Below are 16,031 nucleotides of genomic sequence, written 5' to 3' on the forward strand. Positions count from 1 at the left end.
TCGACAAGGCCCAAGATCGCGATGACCCAGAAGATCCTGCTGATCGAAGATGATACGACCACCGCCGATTTCATCGCCAATGGCCTTGAGGAAGAGGGCTTCCTGACAGACCGCGCCGCCAATGGCCGCGATGGCTTGTTCCTGGCGACGGACGGCACTTATTGCTGCATCGTCCTGGACCGGATGTTGCCCGGACTGGACGGCATGGCCGTACTGGCGGCTCTACGCGGGGCCGGGATCGCCACGCCCGTCATCATCCTCTCGGCGCTGGGATCGCCCGAGGATCGCATCAAGGGCCTGACCAGCGGCGCGGACGATTATCTGACGAAGCCTTTCGCCTTTGCCGAGCTGCTTGCGCGAATCCGCCTGATCGTGCGGCGCGGCACGGCTGCTCCGGCAGTGCAAACGGTTTTGCGTTGCGATGACCTGGAGATGGACCTGCTTTCACGCCGGGTGCAGCGCGGCGGCCGCCAGATCGACTTGCAGCCGCGCGAATATCGCTTGCTGGAGTTCCTGCTGCGCCATGTCGACCAGGTGGTGACGCGTACGATCCTGCTGGAAGGCGTATGGGATTATCACTTCGATCCCGGCACCAACGTGATCGACGTTCACCTCAGCCGCCTGCGCAAAAAAATCGATGAGGGACAGGCTCGGCCACTGCTGCACACTGTTCGCGGCGCGGGGTACAGGATCGGCGCGCAGCCGTGAATGCCAACTCGACCACGTTTCGCTTCGCCGGGCTGGTTTTCCTGTTCCAGATCCTGGCCGCGGCCGTGCTCTTGTTCGGCCTGGGCGCGCTGCTGCGCTCGCAAAGCCGCGATGCCGCGATCTCGCGCGCGGAGACGATGCGGACGGATCTGTTGGAATCGTACCAGTTCGGCGGGGCCGAGGCCTTGGGTCAGGCCGTGGACGGGCGGCTCATGGCCGGTGGCAGCCGGGGCGCGGTGCTGTTTCTCGCCGATGCCCGGGGCAAGCCGATCGCCGGTAATCTGCGGCAAGTGCCGCCCCGCCTTGCCCCATCGCGTGGTTACACCTTGCTGAAGGTGGCGCGCACGGACCATGTGATGCCCGAGGCGATGTTCCTGCGGGTCGGGCGGCTGACCGGCGGCGAATTGTTCGTCACCGGCACTATCGTCGAAAGCGAACGCAAGGTCTTGGCGCAGTTGGAGCGCGCTAGTCTGGCCGCACTGGCGCTGTCGATCGTCTTTGCGGGCTTCGCGGCTTTCGTCTCCACCCGACTGATCACCGATCGCCTGCGCGCGACGGTCGCCACCTTGCGCAATGTGCGGGGTGGGGACTTGTCCCAGCGTGTCCCGCGGGACGGTACGCGCGATGCCTTCGGATTGCTGGGGTCAGAGGTCAACGCGACGTTGGACCGGGTGGAGACGCTCAATGCAGAACTGAAAATCGCGACCGACACGCTGGCGCACGATCTCAAATCGCCACTCACCCGCATGAAGTCCGCGCTGGACCGGCTGGGACGAACCGTGCGCGAGCCGGAAGCGCTCGCCAGCGTCGATCAGGCCTTGGCCGAAAGCGAACGGTTGATGGCGATGATCGAAACCGCGCTCAGCATCACCCGTGCAGAGGCCGGACTTGGCCGCGAAAGTTTCGAGCGGACCAACCTGACCGAAATGCTCGCCACGATCGTCGAGATATATGCGCCGATGGTCGAGGATGAGGGGCGCATGATCACGCTCAACGCGTCGTCGGCCGTCATCGTCCCGATCCATCGCCAGCTGATGGATCAGGCGATCGGCAACCTGATCGACAACGCGATCAAATATGGGGCCGGGGCGATCACCTTGTCCGTCCGCAACGTGGAGGGAGGGGTGCTGATCGCGGTGGCGGACGAAGGGCCCGGCATTCCGCCGGAGCGCCACGCGCAGGCCCTGGCCCGCTTCCAGCGGCTGGACGATGCCCGCGGCGGCTGGGGCGCGGGGCTGGGTCTGTCGCTCGTGCAGGCGGTCGCCCGCCTCCATTCCGGCACCATGGAATTGCGCGATCACGCGCCTGGATTGGAGGTGGCGATCGTCTTGGGCGGTCAAGCAGACCCCGCCGCCTAGGGCGATAGGCCTTAGTTGATCGGTTGGACTTCCGCGACTTGGCGCAAGTCCTTGCTCATCGCGTAGTTATGGATGGGTACGCCATCCATCAGGAAGTCCTCGCGGCTGTCCTGCCGATAGCCTGCCGCCAGAAACACCGGCCGTGCCAGCTCGCTGGCGTCAGTGGTGATCATCGCCAATCCCGAACGGACGGCGAAGGCGCTTGCCTCTTCGATCAGGCGCGAGGCATGGCCTTGGCGCGTGTGATCGGGATGGCAGTAAAGCATGTCGAGGTGGCCGTCGGCTTCCAGCAAAGTGAAAGCCGCAGGATCGCCCGCCGGCGAGAATGCGATGGTGATGCGATCGCCAAAGTGGAACCATTCCAGCCACTCTGAAGGCTCGCGCGTTTTGCTGGCCCACACTGCGACTTGCGCGGGATTATAGGCGAGGGGGCCCACCTGCGTGATCGACGCAAGGTGAATATCCCGGAGCGCATGTTCGTCGCCCGGCCTGAAGCATCGGATCACTTCGTATCGTCACCGGGGAGATCGGGCTGCAGCAGCTTGTGCAGATGGACGATCACGTACTTCATCTCGGCATCGTCCACCGTGCGCTGTGCATTGGCACGCCATGCCTCTTCGGCAGAGTGAAAATCGGGATAGACGCCCACGAGGTGGAGTGACGGAAGATCGGAGAACTCAAGAACGCGCGGATCTTTGACGCGGCCGCCCATGACGAGGTGAAGCTTTTGCATGAAGGGGTCGATATCCTCTTCGAGTGAGATCGACCCCTACCCGTTTCCGGCGCCGTTAGGCAAGCTTTCAGCCACGGGGCACTGCCCGAGGCTAACTTGCCTTACGTAATCAGCGGCGGATCCGCGCCTTTGCATCATCGAGCTTGTCGAGGATGCGGTCTGCCAGGGTTGTCCGGCTTTCGGGAACACCGAATAGTTTGCTAGACTGGGCGAGGGCCTTGTCACCCAGGCGGCCGAGGCGATCGGACGCACGACCGCCGAAATCTTCCGCCCGCTCTGCTGCTATATGGCTTATGCGCTCTACCCGATCGGCTGCCGCGTGGCCCAGCACATTAGCCTTGCCCAGGGCGGCGATGCCCAGCTTTTCGGCACGGGCGATGGCTTTTTCGCTGGCCTTTTCCGCCCGGGCAGCTGCGCGTCCTGTGATCTTTTCAGCCTTTTGGGCGAAAACCCCGGCGCGCTTGCGGGCAATGGCGCCACCATCCTCGGCACGATCAAGAGCGTCGCGGCCAAACGAAAGCGCACTTGCAGCGCTTGCTTCGGCCAGCCGCAAGGCGCGGTTCGATAGCTTGCGTCCCTGGCGGCTACGCGGGATCAGCGCGGTGATCGCCAGTCCTACGACGAGACCGCCCGCCACGGTTACGAGCGGATGCTCCTTGACGAAGTCGATCACCTTTTCGGACGGTGTCTGGGGCGGCACAGCGTGAGGCAACTTCACGATATTGGTGGAGGTGCCGTCAGCCTTTGTTGCCGGAGTGATCTGGGTGTCGGGCGCCATGGGATACCTCATGTTTTCTATTTGAAGGACTTCAACACGCGGTTGAGCCCATCGATAATGGGATTTCGCAAAAACCAAAGCACGATCGCCGCGATGGTTCCTCCGATAACGGCGGGATGTTCCTCCACCACGGCGACACCCTCGTCGAAGATGAGCTTGGCGTTGTCGATCACCTCGTCGGCTATCCGCCCGCCGATACCGCGCACCGAAAGGTCCTGCTTCACATGGGCCAGGCGGGTATCGAGGTTCAGCTTGCACGTGTCACGCGCGGCTTTGTCGGCCAGGACCTTGGCTTCCAATGCCGCCGTCACGATGCCTTCTCCCCGCCCATGACCATCATCAGAATGCCGATCCGCTTCTTTGCCTTGAGCAGCAGCAGCACTGCGATCGCCAGCAGGCCCAAAGTTACAGCAGCCATCGCGCCCCAAGGCGTGAGCCATGGACCCAGCGCGATCACCAGCCCGACCACCAGGGCCATTATGGCGAAAAACACCAGCACCAGTGCCGCCACCGCATAGACGATAATGCTCTTGCTGGCGCTGACGGCATAAGCCGCCCGCGTCTTCTGAAATTCAAATTCCGCCTCGGCGTAGGATCGCGCATCGCGGGCAAGTTGTTGAAGGTCGTCGTTGAGCGAGCGCTGCCGCGCTTCGCTCAACGCTACATCGTCCTCAGGATCGGAAGACAGACCCGGAGCGGGATCGGTGCTCAGCATGTGCGTGCTATGCGTCGACGATCGCCTTACTTCAACACACGGCCGATGAGATAACCGGCGGCAGCCGCCAGGCCGAGTGCGAGGGCCGGGCTCTGGCGCACGAACTCGGCCGCTTCCTCGCCCAGTTCGTCGATGCTCTTTTCGTCCAACTTGGTGGCGACGTTCTGCACCGATTGCGCTGCGCCACGCGCGTAGTCGCCGTATTTCCCGCCGACCCGCTCATCCAGAACGTTGGCATTGTCTTGGATCAACTGGCTCAGGCTGGACAGCGCACCGCTGGCGCGGGCCTTGCCATCATCCGCGAGACCATAGGCCTTTTCTTTGTACTCTTCCGTCCGCGCCTTGGCATCGCCGGTCAGGCCATCGGCCTTGTCATGCAGCTTGCTCTGCACCTTTTCGCGATACTCTTCGGCGCGCGTCTGCGCTTCCGAACCCAGCGCCTTTGCCCCGGCGATGGCTTCATCGACGGCCTTGGTGAAGTGGCTCTTCGCATCGTCCGTGCCAGACGTTCCGCCAGTTCCGGGAAAAGTGGTGGTCTCGACCATGGTACGTCCTCCTGAATGGGATTTGCAAAGCTGAATCTGACGCATGTTTATGGGCTTTTGATAACACAACTCGCTGATCAGTGCTGCAACGCAACTTGTCAGCGAAGGTTCCCCTGCTAAGAGCGCGGCAAACCCGCGCCTAACACAGCGCGTCATTGCAGGAGCGTGAGCCGAAATGACTGCCATCATCGACATCCATGGCCGCGAAATTCTCGATAGCCGTGGCAATCCCACCGTCGAGGTCGACGTGCTTCTCGAGGACGGCAGCTTCGGCCGCGCCGCAGTTCCCTCGGGCGCTTCGACCGGTGCGCACGAAGCCGTCGAGCTGCGCGATGGCGACAAGAGCCGCTACCTCGGCAAGGGCGTGCTCAAGGCGGTCGACGCCGTGAACAACGATATTGCCGAAGCCCTGGTCGGCATGGATGCCGAGGATCAGCGCGATCTGGATCTGGCGATGATCGAACTGGACGGCACGGAGAACAAGGGCCGCCTGGGCGCAAACGCGATCCTGGGCACCTCGCTCGCCGTCGCCAAGGCTGCTGCGAACGCTCGCGGTCTGCCGCTCTACGCTTATGTCGGCGGCGTTTCGGCCCATGTCCTGCCGGTGCCGATGATGAACATCATCAATGGCGGCGAGCATGCCGACAATCCGATCGACTTCCAGGAATTCATGATCATGCCGGTCGGCGCGGATTCGATCGCCGAAGCCGTGCGCTGGGGCGCCGAGATTTTCCATACGCTGAAGAAGGGCCTCCACGAAAAGGGCCTGGCCACCGCGGTGGGCGATGAAGGCGGTTTTGCCCCCAACATTGCATCGACCCGTGCTGCGCTCGATTTCGTCAGCCAGTCGATCGAGAAGGCCGGCTTCAAGCTGGGCAGCGAAATCCAGCTCGCTCTGGACTGCGCTTCGACTGAGTTCTTCAAGAACGGCAAGTACGAGATCAGCGGCGAGGGCTTGTCGCTGTCGCCGGTTGAATTCGCAGACTACCTGGCCGATCTGACCGCCGCCTATCCGATCATCTCGATCGAGGACGGCATGAGCGAAGACGATTTCGAGGGTTGGAAGGCGCTGACCGATAAGATCGGCCACAAGGTCCAGCTGGTGGGCGACGATCTGTTCGTCACCAACCCCAAGCGCCTGACGATGGGCATCGAACAGGGCTTGGCCAACTCTCTGCTGGTGAAGGTCAATCAGATCGGCTCGCTGACGGAGACGCTGGAAGCCGTGTCGATCGCCCAGCGCGCCGGTTACACCGCGGTCATGTCGCACCGCTCGGGCGAGACCGAGGACGCGACGATCGCCGACCTTGCGGTTGCCACCAATTGTGGTCAGATCAAGACCGGCTCGCTCGCGCGCTCGGACCGGTTGGCTAAGTACAACCAGTTGATCCGCATCGAGGAAGAGCTGGGCAACGCCGCGCACTATGCAGGCGCAAAGGCATTCGGAAAGCTCAGCGTCTGATCGCTGGCTAGAGGATCGGCGCCGCCCCGGACCCGATCCGGGGCGGCTCTACCTTGTCGCCTCGATCCTCTCGAAGACGGCTAGCAACCGCTGCGCCTGTTCCAGATGCAGCAGTTCCGCCATCTTCCCCTCCACCTGGATCGCGCCTTTGCCCGCATTTTCCGGCAGCGCGAATGCGGCGATCACGGCGTTCGCCCGCGCCAGTTCCGCCTCGCTCGGCGAAAAGGCCGTATTGCAGGGCTCGATCTGCGCGGGGTGGATAAGGCTCTTGCCGTCAAAGCCGAACATCAGGCCTTGTCGTACCTCCGTCTCGAAAACATCCAGGTCCCGGAACTCGTTGCATACCCCGTCAAGGATGGCGATGCCGTGTGCGCGCGCCGCAGCGACAGCCATTGAAAGGAACGGCAGGAACGGCGTGCGGCAAAGCGTCAATTGCGCCCGCATTTCCTTGGCCAGATCGTTTGTACCCATGATCCAGAGCGACAGCCGCGTGGTATCAGCCATGGCGGCGATTTGCGGCAGGTTGCCGACAGAGCGACACGTCTCGATCATCGCCCATAACTGCAGCGCGGCCGGTGCGGCGCCCAGCGCCTTCTGATAGGCCACGATATCCTCCGGGCCATTCACCTTGGGCACCACGACGGCATCGGCCAGCGATCCCGCGATGGCAGCCAGATCGGCCGCCCCCCACGGCGTATCGAGACCGTTTACCCGGATCGCCACTTCGCGATGACCGAAGCCACCTGCGTTCACGGCCGCCACCGCCGCTTCGCGGGCCTCGTCCTTCCGGTCGGGCGCGACGGCGTCCTCAAGGTCGAGGATGACGACATCGCACGCCAGGGTACGGGCCTTAACGATCGCCTTGGCGTTGGAGGCGGGGAGGTAGAGCGCGCTACGGCGCGGGCGCAGGTTCGAATCCATAGGGCGTCTGCTAGCGCGATCGGGCGTGATGGAGAACCCGCTCGTGGTGGCTTTGCGCCTGAGACGGAAACGACCGGACCGGCCATTCGTTATCCCGGCAGCTTGAATAACGGGGCGATGAAAACATGGCAGTCGAAATCCTGCTTCCGCAAACGACACCCACCGCTCAGCGCGACCGCGTGACCCGCTGGTTCGCCCACGATGGCGACACGGTTCGCGAGGGTGAACCGTTGTTCGCGCTGGAGAGCGGCAACAATACGATCGCCGCCCCTGCTTCGGGCGTGCTGAAGATCAACGCCTCGAGCGATGCCAGCTACGAGGTGGGCACCGTGTTGGGCTATATCGACTGATCGCGGCATATGGACAGGGGCCGCCTGCCGGTCCAGACTATGCATATGAAAACGCTTCTGACCGCCGCTATTGCCTCCCTCGCTCTCGCCCTTCCCGGCGTGGCCCTCGCCAATTTGCCGGTGGGTGCGAAGGCGCCAAGCTTCGCCACGCAGGGCGCGCTGGCGGGCAAGGAAGTCCCGCTCGATCTGCGCGCCGCGCTGCGCAAAGGCCCGGTGGTGCTGTATTTCTATCCCAAGGCCTTCACGCAAGGGTGCACGCTGGAAGCGCATGCCTTTGCCGAGGCTACACCCGAATTCGCCAAGTACGGGGCGACCGTGATCGGCCTTTCGGCGGATGATCTGCCCACGCTGCGCAAGTTTTCGACCGAAGCGTGCCGGGATAAGTTCACGGTCGGTGTCGCCAATCCCCAGATCATCAAGTCGTACGACGTCGCGCTGAAGCGGGCGGGTGGCCCGGCGGCGATGACAAATCGCACCAGCTATGTGATCAGTCAGGACGGACGGATCGCCTATGTCCATTCGGATATGGATTATAGGCAGCATGTCAGCCAGACTTTGACGGCGGTGAAGGCCCTGAAGAAGCCCTGAAACTCACCTCGCGCCCGTCAGGCCCAAGGCGAGGGCAGGAACCCTCAAGCTTTACAATCGCGTCCCTTGCGCTAAGCGGGGCGACCCCATTTGTTCCGGAGTTTTCCCGTCATGCGTGCCGAAGGGCAGGCCCTTATCGAGCGTATCCAGAAGGCCATGGCGCTCGTCCGCAAGTTCCTGGATTGGGACCGCGCTGTCCGTCGCCTGGACGAGTTGAACGCGCGCGTCGAGGATCCCACCCTCTGGGACAAGCCCAAGGAAGCCGAGGCGGTCATGAAAGAGCGCCGTCGGCTGGAGGCGTCGATCGGCGCGGTGAGCCAGATCGAGGCCGAAATGGCGGACGCGATCGAGTTCATCGAGCTGGGTGAGATGGAGGACGATGCCGCCACCATCGACGAGGGGCATGCCACGCTCAAGGCTTTGGCCGAGCGCGCCGACCGCGACAAGGTGCAGGCGCTGCTGGCAGGCGAGGCGGACGGCAACGACACTTACCTTGAAGTCCACGCTGGGGCCGGCGGCACCGAGAGCCAGGACTGGGCCGAGATGCTGCAGCGGATGTACACCCGCTGGGCCGAGCGCAAGGGCTACAAGGTCGAACTGGTCGACTATCACGCGGGCGAAGCGGCCGGAATCAAGAGCGCCACGCTGCTGATCAAGGGCGACAATGCCTATGGCTATGCGAAGACCGAAAGCGGCGTGCACCGCCTTGTGCGCATCAGCCCCTATGACAGCTCGGCGCGGCGGCACACCAGCTTCTCCAGCGTGTGGGTCTATCCCGTGATCGACGATACGTTCGAGATCGAGATCAATCCGGCGGACCTGAAGATCGATACCTACCGTGCATCTGGTGCCGGTGGTCAGCACGTCAACACCACCGACTCGGCAGTGCGCATCACGCACCAGCCTTCCGGCATCGTCGTCGCCAGCCAGATCGATCGGTCGCAACACAAGAACCGTGAGATCGCGATGGGCATGCTCAAGGCGCGCATGTTCGAGGCAGAGATGCAAAAGCGCGAGGAAGCCGCCAGCGCCGAGCATGCCAGCAAGAGCGACATCGGCTGGGGCCACCAGATTCGCTCCTATGTTCTGCAGCCCTATCAGCAGGTGAAGGACCTGCGCACCGGGCTTGTCTCCACCGCCCCAGGCGATGTGCTGGACGGCGAGTTGGACGCTTTCATGGCCGCAGCCTTGTCGCAGCGCGTTACCGGCGAGAAGGTAGAAGTCGAGGACGTGGATTGATCGTGTCGTCCCTGGGTCGGCCCGGGACAGCGATGGTGTCCACGGCTTTGCCAAGCTGACGGTGAGCCGCTAAGGAGCCGCATGCCCGTGCTTCGCCGCGCCCTGTTCGCCGTGCTTGCGATCGCCAGTCTCTCTTCGTGCGAGAAGAAGGTCGAGGACGGCCGCCTGCCGACTTCGCGCGCTTTCCCCAAGGCGGATCGTCCCGTGTCGAACCTGGGGGCGAACGGCTTCTCCTCCGAAACCGAGCGCGACAGCGTGAAGGAAGCCAGCACGGTGATGGACCAGGCCGGCATCGCCAAGGGCATGTCGGTGGCGGACATCGGTGCGGGTGAGGGATATTACACCGTCCGCCTCGCCCAGCGCGTCGGGCCGGAAGGCCGCGTGTTGGCGCAGGATATCGATCGTGATGCCCTGGAGGAACTGGGCCTGCGCATCGAGCGTGAGCGGCTGGACAATGTCTCGATCAAGCAGGGGGCGGAGGATGATCCCCACTTGCCGATCAACAGCTTTGATCGCGTCATGCTGATCCATATGTATCACGAAGTGTCGGAGCCTTACGCGTTCCTGTGGCGCTTGCGCCCCTCGCTGCGGGCGAACGGCAGCGTGGTCGTCGTCGATATCGATCGTGATACGGATCACCACGGAATCCCCCCGGCTCTGCTGTTTTGCGAATTCGAAGCCGTGGGCTTCCGCTTGGCGGAATTTGTGCGTAAGCCGAAGTTGCAAGGCTACTATGCTCGGTTCGAGGCAAAGGGAGCTGCGCCTGCGCCCGAAGCGATCAGGCCATGCCGGTTGGCGGATAAAGCCGCTGCCGCACCCCGTTAAGCCGCCAGTTTCCTGAGGAAAGACGAAGAAAAGATGGGTTTCAAGGGTCTCAAGCCGATCATGTACGGCGGCCGCGAAGTCTGGCCGCTGGTTGAGGGCGGCAAGGGCGTTTCGGCCACCAACCACATGAGCAGCGGCGCCTGGGCTGCCGCTGGCGGTATCGGCACGGTCAGCGCGGTCAATGCTGACAGCTATGATGCCGAAGGCAAGATCGTGCCACAGGTCTACGATGCGTTGACCCGGAAGGAACGGCACGAGCAGCTGATCCGCTTCGCCATCGATGGCGCGGTGGAGCAAGTTCACCGGGCGCATGAGATCGCGGGTGGAAACGGCGCGATCAACATCAACGTGCTTTGGGAGATGGGCGGCGCACAGCCGGTGCTGGAAGGCGTGCTGGAGCAGACGCGCGGCATGGTCGCGGGCGTCACTTGCGGTGCTGGAATGCCCTACAAGCTGTCAGAGATCGCCGCGCGATATAACGTGAACTACCTGCCGATCGTTAGCTCCGCACGCGCGTTCAGGGCGCTGTGGAAGCGGGCATATTCCAAGGTTCCCGAACTGATGGCGGCGGTGGTCTATGAAGACCCGTGGCTGGCCGGTGGCCACAACGGCCTCTCCAACGCCGAACACCCGACCAAGCCGGAAGATCCGTATCCCCGCGTCAAGGCCCTGCGCGAGACGATGCGCGCTGAAGGCATCGCGGACGACGTGCCGATCATCATGGCCGGTGGCGTGTGGTATCTGCGCGATTGGGAAAACTGGATCGACAATCCGGAACTGGGCGGTATCGCGTTCCAATACGGCACGCGCCCGCTGCTGACGCATGAAAGCCCGATCCCGCAAGAGTGGAAGGACGCCTTGCGCGATCTGGAGCCGGGCGACGTGCTGTTGCACCGTTTCTCTCCCACCGGCTTCTATTCTTCGGCTGTTCGCAACCCCTTCCTGCGCAATCTTGAGGCGCGGTCTGAGCGTCAGATTCCCTATTCCAAGGTCGAGGCGGGCGAACATACCGTGCGGCTCGACGTGGGTGTGAAGGGCAAGAACTTCTGGGTCACGCCCAAGGACCTGGAACGCGCCCGCAGTTGGTCGGCAGCGGGCTACACCGATGGCTTGCGTACACCGGACGATACGATCGTGTTCGTCGATCCGATCGAGCGCGACGTGATCCGCAAGGATCAGGCAGATTGCATGGGCTGCCTGTCACACTGCGGTTTCTCGTCCTGGAAGGACCATGACGATTACACCACGGGTCGCTTGGCCGATCCGCGCAGCTTCTGCATTCAGAAGACCCTGCAGGATATCGCGCATGGCGGCCCGATCGACGAGAACCTGATGTTCGCAGGGCATGCGGCCTACAAGTTCAAGCAGGATCCGTTCTATTCCAACGGCTTCACGCCGACTGTTAAGGAATTGGTCGATCGCATCTTGACCGGCGACTGATCGCTCAGGCCTCGCCGTGAATGGCAGCGTCGAGGCCGGCCTCTTCGGAACTCTCGCTCACTCGCATCGGGAACGCGAGTGAGGCCGCGAGGGCGATGATCGTGCTGCCGATGGCGGACCAGGTCATCACCACTGCGACGCCGATCACTTGCGCTACAAGCTGCGCGACGGGGTTCATCGTATCGTCATAGCCGGTGCCGCCCAGTGCAGGCGCCATGAATATAGCGACGAGCACTGAGCCCGCCGCTCCAGGTACGGCGAAGAGGGAAAACACGCTGAGCCGATCGTCGATGCCGATCCGGCGGATAAGGGCCGCCGATCCGACGGCAAGCGCCGCTCCGATAGCTCCGATCGCTGCCGCCCCGCCCAGAGATACGGTCAGCGCCGCCGGTGCGATTGCGGCGAGACCGGCGACAAGGCCCAACGCGGCGGATTCCGCGTGGGGCGGTTGGCGGCGCAGGCGATCGATCAGGAGACGGGTCAGCATACCGGCGCATCCAGCGGCGTGAGTGGCGACCAGGGCGGCGGCGGCATCGTCGTTCGCCGCGAAGATCGAGCCACCGCAAAGCGCCAGCCAACCCAACCACAGCAGGAACGCCCCCGCCAAGGTGATCGGCGACAAGCGCAAGTTGCGCGGGTCATCGAAGTCCAGGCCGCGCCCCATCAGGATCGCCGTGACCAGAGCCGCCGTGCCGGCCGACACTTCGAGCGCCATTCCGCCGGCAAAGTCGATCGTACCGGAAGCTGCCGCCAACCAGCCGCCACCCCACAACCAGTGGACCACCGGCGCCAGCACGATCAGGCTCCACAGCGTGGTGAACAGGATAACCCATCCAAACCGAGCGCGCCCCGACCAGGCGCCTGGAATCAAGGCGGTACACACAATTGCGCAAGCGATCTGGAAGAATGCGAAGGCGCTTTCGGGCACGGTCAGGCCGTCCCGCAGGTCGCTGAGTTGGATCAGCATCCACGCATTGCCGCTACCCAGCCAGCCTGCCGTCACCGTGCCGAACGCCAGCGTATAGCCGACGAGCACCCACGCGAGCGACACGGCGGCGGCGATCGTGGCGGTCTGGACCATCGTCGCCACGAACGCGCCGGTGCGGGCACGACCCGCCTGGAAAAGCGCGACGCCGGGTAATCCGGCCAGGAGCAGGAAGACCGTCGCGGCCAGCAGCCAGGCCGTGTCGCCAGACTCGCCGGGGGCAGCGGAAAGGTCCTGCGCCTGCGACACCATCGGCGTGACGGCGACCATGAGGATTGCTGACGACATCATGCGGCGTATCGGATTCAAAACGGCATCCTCCCGACGCATAGCCCCGCGTCCATCCGAACGATTAGCCGCTCAACGTCAGGATTTGGTTACCGCCGGGTTGCCAAATAACTAAGCGATACGGCAGAGCGCGACGAGCGGAGCGATCGGCGCATCACAAGCCTTGAAGCGAGGTTCTTCGCGGGTCTATGCACCGGCCATGCCCGCCTTGCGTTCCCGTCTCGCCCTCGCTCTTGCCCTGTCCATGGCAGCTGCTTTCCCCGCCCATGCGGACGATCAGGGTGTGCCCTATTGGGCATCGATCGACGCGGACGTGGCGAACATGCGAGTCGGTCCGGGGGATAGCTATCGTATTTCCTGGATCTATCGGCGGCCGCACCTGCCCGTCAAAGTGCTGCGCAAGGAAGGGCCCTGGCGGCTGATCGAGGACCCGGATGGAGAGCGTGGTTGGATGCGCGATTTGCTGCTGTCTCGCCAGCGCGCCGCCATGATCAAGGGGAAGGGCGACGTGGACATGCGCGCCGAGCCGAAGTCCGGATCGCATCTGCAATGGAAAGTGGAGCCGGGCGTCGTGGGCCTGCTGGGCGATTGCGATGCGGGCTGGTGCCAGTTCGACGCCGACGGCCACAAAGCCTTCGCGCCCGAAGACCGGCTATGGGGCACCGGCAACCCCTGAGACGGTCCCCCGGCGGCGGATGAACCGTCTCCTAGATTATCAGCGCAGTTCGACCGCGATGGCCGTTGCCTCGCCACCGCCGATGCAAAGCGTCGCCACGCCGCGCTTCAAGCCCTTCTGCTTCAACGCCGAGAGCAGGGTGACGATGATGCGCGTGCCCGACGCGCCGATCGGATGGCCCAGCGCGGTCGCACCGCCATGGATATTGATCTTGTTATGCGGGATGCCGAGATCGTGCATCGCGAACATGGCGACGCAGGCGAAGGCCTCGTTCACCTCGAACAAGTCGACATCATTGATGCTCCAGCCCACCTGATCGAGCAACTTGGTGACGGCACCGACCGGCGCGGTGGTGAACTTGGCAGGTTCGTGCGCATGGGCGGCGACACCCACGATCGTGGCAAGCGGCGTCAGCCCCTTGGCCTTGGCCTCGCTTTCGCGGGTCAATACGACGGCGGCGGCACCATCCGAGATCGAGCTGGACGTGGCGGCGGTGATCGTGCCTTCTTTGGCGAAAGCGGCTTTCAGCTGGGGGATCTTGTCGGGCTGGCCTTTGCCGGGGGCTTCGTCCTTGTCGACGATTACCTCGCCTTTACGAGTCTTCACCGTCACCGGCACGACCTCATCGGCGAACAATCCATCGGCGATGGCCGCCTGAGCTCGCCGTAGCGATTCGATTGCGTAGGCGTCCTGATCCTGCCGGGTCAGCTGATATTCGTCGGCGGTGCATTGCGCGAAGCTGCCCATCGCCCGGCCTTCTTCGTAGGCATCTTCCAGCCCGTCGAGGAACATGTGGTCATACAGCGTATCATGGCCCGCGCGCGCGCCGCCGCGGTGCTTCTTGGTCAGGTAGGGCGCGTTCGTCATGCTCTCCATGCCGCCAGCAACCACGAGGTCGATCGAACCGGCGGCCAGCGCCTCGGCACCCATGATCACCGTCTGCATGCCCGAACCGCAGACCTTGTTCACGGTCGTCGCCTGTACGGACTTGGGCAGGCCCGCCTTCATCGCGGCCTGGCGCGCCGGTGCCTGGCCCAGCCCGGCCGGCAGAACGCAGCCCATGTAGATGCGCTCGATCGCTTCGGGCTCGACTCCAGCGCGCTCGACGGCGGCCTTTACCGCGGTCGCTCCCAGGTCTGTCGCGGCGACGTCGGCGAGTACGCCCTGCATCCCGCCCATCGGCGTGCGCGCGTAAGATAGAATCACGATAGGGTCAGCGGCGGAAATCTGAGCCATGGGCGATCTTTCACAATGAGGTCACGGACGATTGCACGCGAGGGTATTTGTGCAATGCGGCATTGGCATTGCAGCGCCGCACGGGGTATATAGAACACAATTGTCGGGCGGAAACCTCTAGTGTTGTCCGACAAAGCGTTTCTGCTCGCAGGAACGCATCATGCTGCTGAGGATTTGAACGGCTCCCGGGGTTGCACCGCGCAACGGGTAAGCCTAGGGCGCGGTGCAACCGGTTATCGCAACGAGTCAGAACTTTGGTCGATCTCTCGCAATACCTGCCGATCCTGATTTTCCTGGTGATCGCGCTGGCACTTTCCTCGGCGTTCGTGTTCCTGCCCATGGGCGTGGCGCGGCTGACGGGCACGCACAACCCCAACGCCGACAAGCTGAGCGAGTACGAATGCGGCTTTCCCGCATTCGAAGATCCGCGCAGCCAGTTCGACGTGCGATTCTATCTGATCGCCATCCTCTTCATCATCTTCGATCTGGAGGCGGCGTTCCTCTTCCCCTGGGCGGTTTCGCTGGATGTGACGGGCTGGCCTGGCTGGATCACCATGATGGTGTTCCTGGGCGAGCTGGCAATCGGCCTTGCCTATGCGTGGAAAAAGGGAGCTTTGGACTGGGAATGACCGATCTCGTCACCCAATTCCGCAAGGACGGCCACTTGCCCGAAGGGCAAACGGCGCCTGACCAGTCGTTCTTCAACGGGCTGAACCAGGAAGTGTCCGATAAGGGCTTCCTCGTCACCAGCACGGAAGAGCTGTTCCAGTGGGCCCGCACCGGTTCACTGTGGTGGATGACATTCGGTCTCGCCTGCTGCGCGGTCGAGATGATCCACGTCAACATGCCGCGCTACGACATGGAGCGGTTCGGCGTCGCCCCGCGCGCTTCCCCGCGCCAGTCGGACGTGATGATCGTGGCGGGTACGCTGTGCAACAAGATGGCTCCGGCGCTGCGCCGCGTGTACGATCAGATGTCGGACCCCAAGTACGTCATCTCGATGGGATCGTGCGCCAACGGCGGTGGTTATTATCATTACAGCTACAGCGTCGTGCGCGGCTGCGATCGCATCGTGCCGGTCGATATCTACGTGCCGGGTTGTCCGCCCACTGCCGAGGCGCTGCTTTACGGCGTGATGCAGTTGCAGCGTAAGATCCGCCGCGTCGGCACGCTGGAGCGCTGAT

At 63.5% G+C, this 16,031-nt stretch carries 20 protein-coding genes; 11 read left to right on the top strand and 9 right to left on the bottom strand.

The annotated features are described in order from the left end of the window. Window positions 1-21 precede the first annotated feature (21 nt). Together GGR39_RS06660 and GGR39_RS06665 are read left to right on the top strand one after the other, a co-directional pair. The gene (locus GGR39_RS06660; RefSeq protein WP_183616383.1) at window positions 22-708 is read left to right on the top strand and encodes a winged helix-turn-helix domain-containing protein; all 687 of its coding nucleotides are present in this window, start codon (window positions 22-24) and stop codon (window positions 706-708) included. Beyond that, on the top strand, window positions 705-2,066 hold the full coding sequence (locus tag GGR39_RS06665; RefSeq protein ID WP_183616384.1) for an ATP-binding protein: 1,362 nt from the start codon (window positions 705-707) through the stop codon (window positions 2,064-2,066). The genes GGR39_RS06660 and GGR39_RS06665 overlap by 4 nt, the downstream gene beginning before the upstream one ends. A gap of 11 nt (window positions 2,067-2,077) precedes the next feature. Here the strand turns inward: GGR39_RS06665 and GGR39_RS06670 are convergent, their stop codons facing one another. From GGR39_RS06670 to GGR39_RS06695, 6 genes are all read right to left on the bottom strand, one after another. Continuing rightward, window positions 2,078-2,572 carry a GNAT family N-acetyltransferase gene (locus tag GGR39_RS06670; RefSeq protein ID WP_183616385.1) on the bottom strand — a complete coding sequence of 165 codons (495 nt, stop codon included), beginning with the start codon at window positions 2,570-2,572 and terminating at the stop codon, window positions 2,078-2,080. Next, window positions 2,569-2,799 carry a DUF4170 domain-containing protein gene (locus GGR39_RS06675; protein ID WP_058737837.1) on the bottom strand — a complete coding sequence of 77 codons (231 nt, stop codon included), beginning with the start codon at window positions 2,797-2,799 and terminating at the stop codon, window positions 2,569-2,571. The genes GGR39_RS06670 and GGR39_RS06675 overlap by 4 nt, the downstream gene beginning before the upstream one ends. 109 nt (window positions 2,800-2,908) lie before the next feature. After that, window positions 2,909-3,577 carry a hypothetical protein gene (locus tag GGR39_RS06680; protein ID WP_183616386.1) on the bottom strand — a complete coding sequence of 223 codons (669 nt, stop codon included), beginning with the start codon at window positions 3,575-3,577 and terminating at the stop codon, window positions 2,909-2,911. 17 nt (window positions 3,578-3,594) lie between these two features. Continuing rightward, window positions 3,595-3,888 (bottom strand): hypothetical protein, encoded by a 294-nt coding sequence (locus GGR39_RS06685; RefSeq protein WP_183616387.1) that lies wholly within the window; start codon window positions 3,886-3,888, stop codon window positions 3,595-3,597. Further along, window positions 3,885-4,292 carry a phage holin family protein gene (locus GGR39_RS06690; protein ID WP_183616388.1) on the bottom strand — a complete coding sequence of 136 codons (408 nt, stop codon included), beginning with the start codon at window positions 4,290-4,292 and terminating at the stop codon, window positions 3,885-3,887. Before GGR39_RS06690 ends, GGR39_RS06685 begins: the two co-directional genes overlap by 4 nt. Window positions 4,293-4,318: 26 nt before the next feature. Continuing rightward, window positions 4,319-4,837: a hypothetical protein gene (locus GGR39_RS06695; protein WP_183616389.1), complete on the bottom strand. Its 519-nt coding sequence runs from the start codon at window positions 4,835-4,837 to the stop codon at window positions 4,319-4,321. Window positions 4,838-5,012: 175 nt separating this feature from the next. Between GGR39_RS06695 and eno the strand changes: the two genes are divergently transcribed. Beyond that, entirely contained in the window at window positions 5,013-6,299 is a 1,287-nt protein-coding gene (eno, locus tag GGR39_RS06700) for a phosphopyruvate hydratase (protein WP_058737841.1), read from the top strand. 48 nt (window positions 6,300-6,347) lie between these two features. On the opposite strand, the gene GGR39_RS06705 is transcribed toward eno, so the two are convergent. Then, complete coding sequence (locus GGR39_RS06705; RefSeq protein ID WP_183616390.1) at window positions 6,348-7,220, bottom strand: HpcH/HpaI aldolase/citrate lyase family protein; 873 nt, start codon at window positions 7,218-7,220, stop codon at window positions 6,348-6,350. Window positions 7,221-7,345: 125 nt separating this feature from the next. On the opposite strand from GGR39_RS06705, the gene GGR39_RS06710 reads away from it, so the two are divergent. The 5 genes from GGR39_RS06710 to GGR39_RS06730 all read left to right on the top strand — a co-directional run bounded on the left by GGR39_RS06710 (window position 7,346) and on the right by GGR39_RS06730 (window position 11,662). Then, the gene (locus GGR39_RS06710) at window positions 7,346-7,570 is read left to right on the top strand and encodes a biotin/lipoyl-containing protein (protein WP_183616391.1); all 225 of its coding nucleotides are present in this window, start codon (window positions 7,346-7,348) and stop codon (window positions 7,568-7,570) included. Between the two features lie 45 nt (window positions 7,571-7,615). Further along, on the top strand, window positions 7,616-8,158 hold the full coding sequence (locus GGR39_RS06715) for a peroxiredoxin (RefSeq protein WP_183616392.1): 543 nt from the start codon (window positions 7,616-7,618) through the stop codon (window positions 8,156-8,158). A gap of 111 nt (window positions 8,159-8,269) precedes the next feature. Further along, complete coding sequence (gene prfB / locus GGR39_RS06720) at window positions 8,270-9,397, top strand: peptide chain release factor 2 (RefSeq protein WP_183616393.1); 1,128 nt, start codon at window positions 8,270-8,272, stop codon at window positions 9,395-9,397. Between the two features lie 81 nt (window positions 9,398-9,478). Further along, window positions 9,479-10,222 carry a class I SAM-dependent methyltransferase gene (locus tag GGR39_RS06725; RefSeq protein WP_058737845.1) on the top strand — a complete coding sequence of 248 codons (744 nt, stop codon included), beginning with the start codon at window positions 9,479-9,481 and terminating at the stop codon, window positions 10,220-10,222. A 33-nt stretch (window positions 10,223-10,255) separates the two neighbouring features. Next, window positions 10,256-11,662 carry an NAD(P)H-dependent flavin oxidoreductase gene (locus GGR39_RS06730; protein ID WP_183616394.1) on the top strand — a complete coding sequence of 469 codons (1,407 nt, stop codon included), beginning with the start codon at window positions 10,256-10,258 and terminating at the stop codon, window positions 11,660-11,662. Window positions 11,663-11,666: 4 nt separating this feature from the next. Here the strand turns inward: GGR39_RS06730 and GGR39_RS06735 are convergent, their stop codons facing one another. Beyond that, window positions 11,667-12,938 (bottom strand): ammonium transporter, encoded by a 1,272-nt coding sequence (locus tag GGR39_RS06735; protein WP_183616395.1) that lies wholly within the window; start codon window positions 12,936-12,938, stop codon window positions 11,667-11,669. A gap of 196 nt (window positions 12,939-13,134) precedes the next feature. On the opposite strand from GGR39_RS06735, the gene GGR39_RS06740 reads away from it, so the two are divergent. Beyond that, window positions 13,135-13,611, top strand: coding sequence for an SH3 domain-containing protein (locus tag GGR39_RS06740; protein ID WP_183616396.1), 477 nt, complete (start codon window positions 13,135-13,137; stop codon window positions 13,609-13,611). 39 nt (window positions 13,612-13,650) lie between these two features. Here GGR39_RS06740 and GGR39_RS06745 read toward each other — a convergent pair whose 3' ends face one another. Next, entirely contained in the window at window positions 13,651-14,847 is a 1,197-nt protein-coding gene (locus GGR39_RS06745; protein ID WP_183616397.1) for an acetyl-CoA C-acyltransferase, read from the bottom strand. Between the two features lie 254 nt (window positions 14,848-15,101). On the opposite strand from GGR39_RS06745, the gene GGR39_RS06750 reads away from it, so the two are divergent. Together GGR39_RS06750 and GGR39_RS06755 are read left to right on the top strand one after the other, a co-directional pair. Next, window positions 15,102-15,476 carry an NADH-quinone oxidoreductase subunit A gene (locus GGR39_RS06750; RefSeq protein WP_058737850.1) on the top strand — a complete coding sequence of 125 codons (375 nt, stop codon included), beginning with the start codon at window positions 15,102-15,104 and terminating at the stop codon, window positions 15,474-15,476. After that, window positions 15,473-16,030 (top strand): NuoB/complex I 20 kDa subunit family protein, encoded by a 558-nt coding sequence (locus tag GGR39_RS06755; RefSeq protein ID WP_058737851.1) that lies wholly within the window; start codon window positions 15,473-15,475, stop codon window positions 16,028-16,030. Before GGR39_RS06750 ends, GGR39_RS06755 begins: the two co-directional genes overlap by 4 nt. The last annotated feature ends 1 nt before the right edge of the window (window position 16,031 follow it).

The sequence above is a fragment of the Novosphingobium fluoreni genome, from assembly GCF_014196615.1.
Taxonomy (GTDB): domain Bacteria; phylum Pseudomonadota; class Alphaproteobacteria; order Sphingomonadales; family Sphingomonadaceae; genus Novosphingobium; species Novosphingobium fluoreni.